At 58.8% G+C, this 9,465-nt stretch carries 21 protein-coding genes; all 21 read right to left on the bottom strand.

The annotated features are described in order from the left end of the window. Positions 1–109 precede the first annotated feature (109 nt). The gene (gene rpmD / locus ROE7235_RS17615; RefSeq protein WP_121096954.1) at positions 110–286 is read right to left on the bottom strand and encodes a 50S ribosomal protein L30; all 177 of its coding nucleotides are present in this window, start codon (positions 284–286) and stop codon (positions 110–112) included. A 15-nt stretch (positions 287–301) separates the two neighbouring features. Beyond that, the gene (gene rpsE, locus ROE7235_RS17620) at positions 302–862 is read right to left on the bottom strand and encodes a 30S ribosomal protein S5 (protein ID WP_121096956.1); all 561 of its coding nucleotides are present in this window, start codon (positions 860–862) and stop codon (positions 302–304) included. Between the two features lie 10 nt (positions 863–872). Further along, positions 873–1,232: a 50S ribosomal protein L18 gene (rplR, locus tag ROE7235_RS17625; RefSeq protein ID WP_121096958.1), complete on the bottom strand. Its 360-nt coding sequence runs from the start codon at positions 1,230–1,232 to the stop codon at positions 873–875. 11 nt (positions 1,233–1,243) lie between these two features. Then, on the bottom strand, positions 1,244–1,777 hold the full coding sequence (gene rplF / locus ROE7235_RS17630; RefSeq protein WP_121096960.1) for a 50S ribosomal protein L6: 534 nt from the start codon (positions 1,775–1,777) through the stop codon (positions 1,244–1,246). Positions 1,778–1,788: 11 nt separating this feature from the next. Then, on the bottom strand, positions 1,789–2,187 hold the full coding sequence (gene rpsH, locus ROE7235_RS17635; RefSeq protein WP_183073569.1) for a 30S ribosomal protein S8: 399 nt from the start codon (positions 2,185–2,187) through the stop codon (positions 1,789–1,791). Between the two features lie 12 nt (positions 2,188–2,199). Beyond that, positions 2,200–2,505 carry a 30S ribosomal protein S14 gene (gene rpsN, locus ROE7235_RS17640; RefSeq protein ID WP_121096962.1) on the bottom strand — a complete coding sequence of 102 codons (306 nt, stop codon included), beginning with the start codon at positions 2,503–2,505 and terminating at the stop codon, positions 2,200–2,202. 19 nt (positions 2,506–2,524) lie between these two features. Beyond that, positions 2,525–3,085 (bottom strand): 50S ribosomal protein L5, encoded by a 561-nt coding sequence (rplE, locus tag ROE7235_RS17645; RefSeq protein ID WP_121096964.1) that lies wholly within the window; start codon positions 3,083–3,085, stop codon positions 2,525–2,527. Further along, a complete protein-coding gene (rplX, locus tag ROE7235_RS17650) occupies positions 3,085–3,390 on the bottom strand; it encodes a 50S ribosomal protein L24 (RefSeq protein ID WP_121096966.1) in 306 nt (101 codons plus the stop codon). The genes rplE and rplX overlap by 1 nt, the downstream gene beginning before the upstream one ends. Continuing rightward, complete coding sequence (gene rplN, locus ROE7235_RS17655; protein WP_121096968.1) at positions 3,390–3,758, bottom strand: 50S ribosomal protein L14; 369 nt, start codon at positions 3,756–3,758, stop codon at positions 3,390–3,392. The genes rplX and rplN overlap by 1 nt, the downstream gene beginning before the upstream one ends. A 63-nt stretch (positions 3,759–3,821) precedes the next feature. Further along, a complete protein-coding gene (rpsQ, locus tag ROE7235_RS17660) occupies positions 3,822–4,061 on the bottom strand; it encodes a 30S ribosomal protein S17 (RefSeq protein ID WP_121096970.1) in 240 nt (79 codons plus the stop codon). A gap of 12 nt (positions 4,062–4,073) precedes the next feature. Continuing rightward, entirely contained in the window at positions 4,074–4,277 is a 204-nt protein-coding gene (gene rpmC / locus ROE7235_RS17665) for a 50S ribosomal protein L29 (protein WP_121096984.1), read from the bottom strand. A gap of 173 nt (positions 4,278–4,450) precedes the next feature. Next, on the bottom strand, positions 4,451–4,864 hold the full coding sequence (gene rplP, locus ROE7235_RS17670; RefSeq protein ID WP_072244315.1) for a 50S ribosomal protein L16: 414 nt from the start codon (positions 4,862–4,864) through the stop codon (positions 4,451–4,453). 21 nt (positions 4,865–4,885) lie between these two features. Next, positions 4,886–5,587 (bottom strand): 30S ribosomal protein S3, encoded by a 702-nt coding sequence (rpsC, locus tag ROE7235_RS17675; RefSeq protein WP_121096972.1) that lies wholly within the window; start codon positions 5,585–5,587, stop codon positions 4,886–4,888. After that, on the bottom strand, positions 5,587–5,967 hold the full coding sequence (rplV, locus tag ROE7235_RS17680; protein ID WP_072244313.1) for a 50S ribosomal protein L22: 381 nt from the start codon (positions 5,965–5,967) through the stop codon (positions 5,587–5,589). The genes rpsC and rplV overlap by 1 nt, the downstream gene beginning before the upstream one ends. Positions 5,968–5,970: 3 nt before the next feature. Continuing rightward, positions 5,971–6,249: a 30S ribosomal protein S19 gene (gene rpsS / locus ROE7235_RS17685; RefSeq protein WP_072244312.1), complete on the bottom strand. Its 279-nt coding sequence runs from the start codon at positions 6,247–6,249 to the stop codon at positions 5,971–5,973. A gap of 3 nt (positions 6,250–6,252) precedes the next feature. After that, complete coding sequence (gene rplB, locus ROE7235_RS17690; RefSeq protein ID WP_121096974.1) at positions 6,253–7,092, bottom strand: 50S ribosomal protein L2; 840 nt, start codon at positions 7,090–7,092, stop codon at positions 6,253–6,255. A gap of 114 nt (positions 7,093–7,206) precedes the next feature. Then, positions 7,207–7,503 carry a 50S ribosomal protein L23 gene (locus ROE7235_RS17695; RefSeq protein WP_121096976.1) on the bottom strand — a complete coding sequence of 99 codons (297 nt, stop codon included), beginning with the start codon at positions 7,501–7,503 and terminating at the stop codon, positions 7,207–7,209. Continuing rightward, positions 7,500–8,120: a 50S ribosomal protein L4 gene (gene rplD, locus ROE7235_RS17700; protein ID WP_121096978.1), complete on the bottom strand. Its 621-nt coding sequence runs from the start codon at positions 8,118–8,120 to the stop codon at positions 7,500–7,502. Before rplD ends, ROE7235_RS17695 begins: the two co-directional genes overlap by 4 nt. Before the next feature lies 1 nt (position 8,121). After that, complete coding sequence (gene rplC, locus ROE7235_RS17705) at positions 8,122–8,961, bottom strand: 50S ribosomal protein L3 (RefSeq protein WP_121096980.1); 840 nt, start codon at positions 8,959–8,961, stop codon at positions 8,122–8,124. Between the two features lie 9 nt (positions 8,962–8,970). Next, positions 8,971–9,279 (bottom strand): 30S ribosomal protein S10, encoded by a 309-nt coding sequence (gene rpsJ / locus ROE7235_RS17710; protein ID WP_072244307.1) that lies wholly within the window; start codon positions 9,277–9,279, stop codon positions 8,971–8,973. Positions 9,280–9,336: 57 nt separating this feature from the next. Next, positions 9,337–9,465, bottom strand: a 129-nt coding sequence (locus ROE7235_RS17715) for an EF-Tu C-terminal domain-related protein (RefSeq protein ID WP_503128425.1), incomplete at its 5' end; no start/stop codon positions are given.

Here is a 9,465-nt window from a genome sequence, read left to right on the forward strand (position 1 = left end):
TGATCAGAGCTTGAAGCTCAGCACGGTCGGCGGGGCCAAGGTAAAGGCAAATGTCATTGCGTCTCATGTCCCGAATATAGCACATCAGGCCCTCAATGGGAATCCTGTGTCAGGTGGGGAACACTAGGTGCGAGATCGAGTTAACCATGCCGCGCACGGAAGGGGTATCTTCCAGTTCGCGGGTGCGGTGCATCTTGTTCAGGCCCAACCCGACCAACGTAGCGCGCTGGACGGCGGGGCGACGGATCGGAGAGCCGATTTGTTTGACCACGATGGTTTTTGCCATTGTTCTGACCCTTCCTTACGCGTCTGCGGTTTCGGTCTCGGCTTCAGGCTTGCGCAGAATATCTGCCACCTTCTTGCCGCGACGCTGCGCCACCTGACGGGGGCTTGCAGAGTTCTTCAGCGCGTCAAACGTCGCGCGGATCATGTTGTAAGGATTCTGACTTCCGGTCGACTTGGCAACCACGTCCTGCAATCCCAGCATCTCGAACACGGCGCGCATCGGACCACCGGCGATGATACCCGTGCCCGGAACGGCCTGGCGCATGATGATCTTGCCCGCGCCGTGGCGGCCCTCGATATCATGATGCAGCGTGCGGCCGTCTTTCAACGGAACGCGCACCATCTGGCGCTTGGCCTGTTCGGTTGCCTTGCGAATGGCTTCGGGCACTTCTTTCGCCTTGCCCTTGCCAAAGCCCACACGACCGCGCTGATCGCCGACAACCACGAGGGCTGCAAAGCCGAAGCGCTTGCCGCCTTTCACGGTTTTCGACACACGGTTGATCGCGACCAGACGATCGGCGAATTCCGGGGTTTCGTCGCGCTCGCGGCGGTCCCGGCGGTTTTCTCTTTCTGCCATAATCGTCTCCTCAGAACTTCAGGCCGCCTTCACGCGCAGCCTCGGCCAGAGCCTTGACTTTACCGTGAAAGATGAAGCCGCCACGGTCGAAATAGCACTCTTCGACGCCAGCGGCTTTCGCACGCTCGGCAATCGCGGCACCAATCTTGGCGGCTGCGTCCTTGTTGTTGACACCCACGACACCTAAATCCTTTTCCAGTGTCGAGGCCGAAGCCACTGTCACACCGCGCACATCGTCGATCAGCTGAACGCTGATGTTCTTGTTGGAGCGGTGGACAGACAGGCGCGGACGCCCGTTGGCCAGTTTCTTGAGTTTGTTCCGAACGCGCAGGCGGCGTTTTTGGAACAGCTTTTGCTTTATGTTCGCCATCTTTCGCGCCCTTACTTCTTCTTGCCTTCCTTACGGAAGATATACTCATCCTTGTAGCGAATGCCCTTGCCCTTGTAGGGCTCGGGCGAACGCCACTTGCGGATATTCGCGGCCACTTCGCCGACCTGTTGCTGGTCCATTCCCTCGATCACAACTTCAGTCTGCTTGGGAGCGGACACGGTGATGCCGGCCGGAACCTCGAAAATCACTTCGTGGCTATAGCCCAGCGACAGTTTCAGGTCCTTGCCCTGCATCGCAGCACGGTAGCCAACGCCGACCAGTTCCAGTTCCTTCTTGAAACCGTCAGTCACGCCGGTGGCAAGGTTTGCCACCATCGAGCGGGTCATACCCCATTGCTGGCGCGCGCGCTTCGACAGACCACGTGGTTTGACGGAAACAGTGTTGCCATCCAGCACGATATCCACGTCATCACCAGCGGTGAAGCTGCGGGTGCCTTTCGGGCCTTTGACCTCGATGGTCTGGCCCGAGACCTGCGCGCTCACGCCCGAAGGCAGTTCGACAGGCTTTTTGCCAATACGAGACATCTCAGCCCTCCTTAGAACACACGGCAGAGCACTTCGCCACCAACATTGGCGGCGCGTGCTGCTGCATCGGACATCACGCCCTTGGGCGTAGAGACTACCGAAATACCAAGGCCGTTGCGGACCTGCGGAATTTCACGAACACCGGAATAAACGCGGCGACCGGGGGTCGAAATACGCTGCAATTCGCGGATGGCGGGGGCACCATCTGCATATTTCAGCGAAATTTCAAGCTCCGGGTGGCCAACCTTGGACGTGGCCTGCTCATAACCGCGAATATATCCTTCGCTTTGCAGCACATCCAACACCCAGCCACGCAACTTCGACGCGGGCGTGCGCACCGTCGATTTGCCGCGCAATTGTGCGTTGCGGATACGGGTCAGCATATCGCCGAGCGGATCGTTCATGGACATGATCCTATCTCCTTACCAGCTCGACTTGACCATGCCTGGAATTTGGCCCTTGGAGGCCAGATCCCGCAGCGCGATCCGCGACAGTTTCAATTTGCGATAATACGCTTTCGGGCGACCGGACAGCTGGCAGCGGTTGTGCAAGCGGGTTTCCGAAGAATTCCGCGGCAATTGTGCCAGTTTCAGGTTTGCCTTGAAACGCTCTTCCATCGGGCGTTCTGCGTCGGCGGCGATTGCTTTCAGCTCAGCGCGCTTGGCTGCGTATTTCGCGACCAGCTTCTGACGCTTCTTCTCGCGCTCGACCATTGCTTTTTTAGCCATCGGTTCTCTCCCTCTCGCGTCAGCTTGTGAAGGGCATGTTGAAATGCTTCAACAGCGCCTTGGCTTCCGCGTCGGTTTTCGCGGTGGTGCAGATGATGATATCCATCCCCCACATCTCGTCGATCTGATCGAAATTGATCTCTGGGAACACGATATGCTCCTTGATGCCCATGGCGTAGTTGCCATTGCCATCAAACGACGTGCCCTTAACGCCGCGGAAGTCGCGAACACGGGGCAGAGCGATGTTGATCAGGCGGTCGAGGAATTCGTACATCCGCTCACCACGCAGGGTTACTTTGACACCCAGCGGCATCTCTTCGCGAACACGGAACCCCGCGATCGAATTGCGCGCCTTGGTGATCACGGCCTTCTGGCCCGCAATCGCAGTCAGGTCAGCTTGTGCCGACTTGATTTTTTTGGTGTCCTTGACGGCTTCACCGATGCCCATATTAAGCACGATCTTATCGAGCTTCGGGATCATCATGTCGTTCTTGTAGCCGAATTCTTCCTTCATCGCGGGACGGATGGTGTCTTTGAACACTCCCCGCAGACGAGGGGTATAGTTGGCTTGATCCAGCATCAGATCGCCTCCCCGGTTGTCTTCGCGAAACGCACCTTCTTGCCGTCTTCCTCGCGGAAGCCGACGCGCGTCGCTTTGCCGTTGCCATCTACCAGTGCCAGATTGGACAGGTCGACAGGCATGGCCTGCGGCAGGCGTCCGCCCTGGCTGGTCTGGCTCTGTTTGGTGTGGCGGATGGAGATATTGATCCCGTCCACAACGGCTTTATTGGCCTTGGGCATGACGGTCGAAATCTCGCCTTGCTTGCCCTTGTCCTTGCCGGTCAGAACGACAACCTTGTCGCCTTTTTTCAACTTCGCAGCCATTACAACACCTCCGGCGCGAGCGAGATGATCTTCATGAAGCTTTTGGCCCGCAATTCGCGCACAACCGGCCCGAAGATACGGGTGCCGACAGGCTCGTTCGCGTTGTTGAGGATCACGGCCGCGTTGCGGTCGAAACGGATGGATGTGCCATCTTCGCGGCGCACTTCTTTTGCGGTCCGAACGACGACGGCTTTACGCACGTCACCCTTCTTTACACGGCCCCGCGGAATCGCTTCCTTGACCGACACCACAATGATGTCGCCCACCGACGCATAGCGCCGCTTGGAACCGCCGAGGACCTTGATGCACTGAACTCGGCGTGCGCCAGAGTTGTCAGCAACATCCAGATTGGTCTGCATCTGGATCATTTGGTTTCTCCCGACCTTTGGGCATCTTGCCCAGGGTTTCGATAAGTCTGGTTGGAACGGGTCTTAAGCCGAAGCGTCGACCAGTACCTCCCAGCGCTTGGACTTCGAGACCGGCGCACATTCGATAATCCGAACAGTATCGCCAACCTTGAACTGGTTGAGCGGGTCGTGGGCGCGATATTTTTTCGTGCTCCGAACCGTTTTCTTCATGACGGGGTGCGTGAAGCGGCGCTCGATCAGGACCGTAACGGTCTGGTCGTTCTTGTCGCTCGTCACCTTGCCTTGCAGGATGCGTTTGGGCATAGGGCCAGCTCCTTAGTTCGCCGCCGCAGCGCGGGCTTGTTCGTTGAGGATGGTCGAGACGCGTGCGGCATCCCGGCGAACCTGGCGAATACGGGCTGTGTTTTCCAGCTGGTTGGTCGCCTTCTGGAAGCGCAAGTTAAACGCTTCCTTTTTCAGCGCGACCAGTTCGTCGCGCAACTGATCCGGTGTCTTGGATCGCAGATCTTCGGCTTTCATGGCCATTCCTTCAGTCAACAATCACCGGAGGGCCCCTGTGACAGGGTCACCCTGATTCCCGGCGGAGGTGGATGAGCGTGCCGTATAGGCGCGTTGCGCCCGCTTGGCAAGCTCTGCAAAAAACAATCTGCCCCGACCAAAGCCGGGGCAAACCAAAGCGTGACAAAAACGTCTTACCAGTCTTCGCGCTGAACGACGCGGGTCTTGATCGGCAGCTTCATCGCGGCCAGGCGCAGCGCCTCGCGCGCGACAGCATCACCGACACCGTCGATCTCGAACATAACGCGGCCGGGCTTGACCTTCGCGGCCCAGAAATCGACCGAGCCTTTACCTTTACCCATACGAACTTCGGTGGGTTTAGAGGTGACGGGGACATCCGGGAAGATGCGGATCCAGACACGGCCCTGACGCTTCATGTGACGCGTCATGGCACGGCGGGCAGCTTCGATCTGACGCGCGGTGATGCGCTCAGGCTCCAGCGCTTTCAGGCCATAGCCACCAAAGTTCAGGTCAAACCCGCCCTTGGCTTCGCCCTTGATCCGGCCCTTGTGCTGTTTGCGGAACTTGGTCCGTTTCGGTTGCAGCATTGTCTTACTCCTTCACTCGGATCAACGGCGCGGGCGCGATGCGCCGCCGCTGTCCTGAAGTTCCTGATGCCGACGATCACGCGCCTGCGGATCATGTTCCATGATCTCGCCCTTGAAGATCCACACCTTCACACCGATGATGCCGTAAGCCGTCTGGCCTTCGGAATGCGCGTAGTCGATATCGGCGCGCAACGTGTGCAACGGCACCCGCCCTTCGCGATACCATTCCGTGCGCGCAATCTCTGCACCACCCAGACGACCCGCCAGGTTCACACGGATGCCAAGGGCACCCATGCGCATGGCGTTCTGCACCGCGCGCTTCATCGCACGACGGAAGCTGACACGGCGCTCAAGCTGCTGCGTGACCGATTCCGCGACCAACTGTGCATCCAATTCGGGCTTGCGGATCTCTACAATGTTGAGATGCAGGTCAGAGTCGGTGAACTTGGCAAGCTTCTTGCGCAGGGTTTCGATATCGGCACCTTTTTTGCCGATAATCACGCCGGGACGCGCCGTGTGAATCGTGACGCGGCACTTCTTGTGCGGACGCTCGATAATCACGCGGCTGATGCCAGCCTGCTTGCATTCATCATGGATGAATTCGCGGATTTTCAGGTCTTCCAGCAACAGATTGCCGTAATCCTTGCTTTCCGCGAACCAGCGGCTGTCCCAGGTGCGGTTGACCTGAAGGCGCATACCAATCGGATTTACCTTGTGACCCATTATGCTTGCTCCTCGGCTTGGCGAACCTTGATGGTCAGTTCGGAAAACGGCTTCATGATCTTGCCGAAGCGGCCGCGTGCCCGCGGACGGCCCCGCTTCATGACCAGGTTCTTACCGACCCATGCTTCCGCGACAACCAGCGCGTCCACATCCAGACCATGGTTGTTTTCAGCATTGGCAATCGCCGATTGCAGGCATTTCTTGACGTCGCCAGCAATACGCTTTTTCGAGAAGGTCAGATCGGTCAACGCGCGATCAACTTTCTTGCCGCGGATCATGGCAGCGACGAGGTTCAGCTTTTGCGGCGAAGTGCGCAACATGCGTGTCTTCGCCATAGCTTCATTCTCGGCCACGCGGCGCGGATTTGTCTCTTTACCCATGGCTTATTTCCGTTTCGCTTTTTTGTCAGCCGCGTGCCCGTAATAGGTCCGCGTCGGCGAATACTCACCGAACTTCTGGCCGATCATGTCCTCGGTCACGTTAACGGGGACGTGCTTTTTCCCGTTATATACGCCGAACGTCAGGCCCACGAACTGGGGCAGGATGGTCGAGCGGCGCGACCAGATCTTGATAACTTCATTGCGACCCGATTCGCGTGCTTTTTCCGCTTTTTTCAAAACGTAAGCATCAACGAAAGGGCCCTTCCAAACTGAACGTGCCATGGATTAGCGACCCTTCTTCTTCGCGTGGCGAGACCGCAAGATATACTTGTCGGTCTGCTTGTTGGAGCGCGTCTTGCGACCCTTGGTGTCTTTACCCCAAGGCGTAACAGGCGTGCGGCCCCCAGAGGTGCGACCCTCACCACCACCATGGGGGTGATCGATCGGGTTCATAGCAACACCACGCACCGACGGGCGCTTGCCCTGATGGCGGGTGCGACCTGCTTTACCGAAATTCTGGTTCGAGTGGTCGGGGTTGGACACCGCGCCAATCGTTGCAAAGCACTCCTGACGGACAAGGCGCAGCTCGCCCGAAGACAAGCGGATCTGTGCGTAGCCGCCGTCACGACCGACAAACTGGGCATAAGTCCCCGCCGAACGTGCGATCTGGCCACCCTTGCCGGGCTTCATTTCGATGTTGTGCACGATTGTGCCGATGGGCATGCCCGAAAACGGCATCGCATTCCCCGGCTTGATGTCGGCCTTGACCGACGCCACAATCTTGTCGCCAACAGCCAGACGCTGCGGTGCCAGGATGTAGGCTTGTTCGCCGTCGGTATATTTTACCAGCGCGATGAAGGCCGTACGGTTCGGGTCATATTCGATCCGCTCTACCGTGGCCGGAACATCCAGCTTGTTGCGCTTGAAATCGACAATTCGATACAGGCGTTTTGCACCACCGCCAATGCGGCGTGCAGTAATCCGTCCGGTGTTGTTCCGACCGCCCGACTTGGTCAGACCCTGCGTAAGGGACTTGACCGGGCGACCTTTCCAAAGCTCCGAACGGTCGATCAGAACCAGCCCACGCTGGCCCGGCGTCGTCGGTCTATACGACTTGAGTGCCATGCTTTCTGTCTTCCGTTAGCTCTGGACCAAAAGGTCCGGTTAGAAATCAGGCGCGATGCGCCAAATAATCAGCGGCCCCGAGAGCGTCGGGGCCGCTGAGTAGGGCTTCACTTATCAAAGCCCGGTGGTCACGTCGATAGCATTTCCGTCTTCGAGCGTGACATAGGCTTTCTTGACATCTTTCCGGCGGCCTTTCATGCCACGGAACGTCTTGGTCTTGCCTTTCGTGATGGAGGTATTCACCGCCTTCACCTTCACGCCGAAGATTGCTTCGACAGCATCTTTGATCTGCGGCTTGTTCGAGTCGATCGACACTTCGAACACAACGGCATTGGCCTCAGAGGCCATGGTTGCCTTCTCGGTGATAATCGGCTTGCGGATCACGTCGTAATGGTCTGCTTTCACGCTCATGCCAGTCGAGCCTCCAGTGCTTCGAGCCCGGCGCGGGTGATGACCAGCGTGTCACGGCGCAGGATGTCATAGACATTCGCCCCGATCGACGGCAGCACATCGACCCCATCCAGGTTGCGCGCGGCGCGGGCGAAGTTGTCGCTTACTTCCGCGCCGTCAATGATCAGGGCCTTTTTCCAACCCAACTCTTTGGCAGCCTTTGCCAGCACTGCGGTCTTGGCTTCGGCCATATCGGTCGAGTCCAGAACCACCAGTTTGCCGGCGCCCGCTTTCGCGGAGAGCGCCATGCGCAGACCCAGAGCACGCACCTTTTTGGGAAGGTCATGTGCGTGGCTGCGCGGGGTCGGGCCCTTGTAGACACCACCCGAACGGAAGATCGGCGCGTTCCGGTCACCATGGCGCGCGCCACCGGTGCCCTTTTGCCGATAGATCTTCTTTGTCGAGTAGCTGGTTTCCGACCTGGTTTTCACCTTATGAGTGCCAGCTTGGGCTTTCGCCCGCTGCCAGCGCACCACGCGGTGCAGGATGTCGGCGCGCGGTTCAAGGCCGAAAATGGCCTCGTTCAGCTCGACTTCGCCGGCCTTGCCTGCTTGCAGATTAACGATGTCGAGTTTCATATCACTCGCCTTCCTTCTTATCGGCTTCGATGGAATCCTCAGCCTCTTTCAGAGCAGCATCCTGCTCCGCAGCTTCGGCTTCCAATGCGGCCTGGCGTGCTGCCTCTTCTTCAGCGGCAGCGGCGGCGGCGGCCTCTTCGGCGGCCTTGCGCGCAGCATCAGCAGCCGATTTCAGCGCGGCAGGCAGGATCGCGTTTTCAGGGAACGGTTTCTTGACCGCGTCCTTGATTGTAACCCAGCCGCCCTTGGAGCCGGGAACCGCGCCCTTGACCATGATCAGGCCGCGTTCGCTATCGGTGCGCACCACTTGCAGGTTCTGCGTGGTGATACGCGCAGCGCCCATGTGGCCAGCCATTTTCTTGCCCTTGAACACCTTGCCGGGGTCTTGGCACTGGCCGGTGGACCCGTGCGAACGGTGGCTGATCGACACACCGTGGGACGCGCGCAAACCGCCGAAGTTGTGACGCTTCATCGCACCCGCGAAACCCTTACCTATGGAGTTGCCCGCGATATCCACGAACTGGCCCTCGAAATAATGGTCGGCGGTGATTTCCTCGCCCACTTCGATCAGGTTATCCGGGCTGACGCGGAACTCGGCCAGCTTGCGCTTCGGCGCGACACTTGCCTTGGCATAGTGGCCGCGCATCGGGGCGGAAATTCGCTTGGCTTTCGCCGCGCCCGCGCCCAACTGCACCGCAGTATACCCGTCCCGGTCGGCAGTGCGCTGTGCAACCACCTGCAACCCGTCTAGTTGAAGGACCGTCACGGGTACTTGCCGCCCGTCCTCCATGAACAGCCGGGTCATGCCCAGCTTCTTTGCAATAACTCCAGAGCGCATCAGCCCGGCTCCTTAAACTTTGATCTCGACATCGACACCGGCCGCCAGGTCGAGCTTCATCAGCGCGTCCACCGTCTGGGGCGTCGGATCGACAATGTCGAGAAGACGTTTGTGCGTGCGGATTTCCCACTGGTCGCGCGATTTCTTATCGACATGCGGACCACGGAGCACCGTGAATTTTTCGATTTTGTTCGGCAGCGGAATAGGACCGCGCACCTGAGCGCCCGTGCGCTTGGCCGTGTTCACGATTTCCTGCGTGCTTGCATCAAGCACGCGGTAATCGAAGGCCTTGAGCCGGATGCGGATATTCTGACCTTGCATCTGTCTGTTCCTTCGGAAGGACAGGGGCGTGGATATCCACGCTCCCTGCCCGTCACATTACTTGATGATTTTCGACACGACGCCTGCGCCGACGGTGCGGCCGCCTTCACGGATGGCGAAGCGCAGCTTCTCTTCCATGGCGATGGGCGCGATCAGCTCGACCTCGAATTTCAGGTTGTCGCCCGG

Origin of the sequence: Roseinatronobacter ekhonensis (assembly GCF_900499075.1) — a bacterium.
GTDB lineage: Bacteria > Pseudomonadota > Alphaproteobacteria > Rhodobacterales > Rhodobacteraceae > Roseinatronobacter > Roseinatronobacter ekhonensis.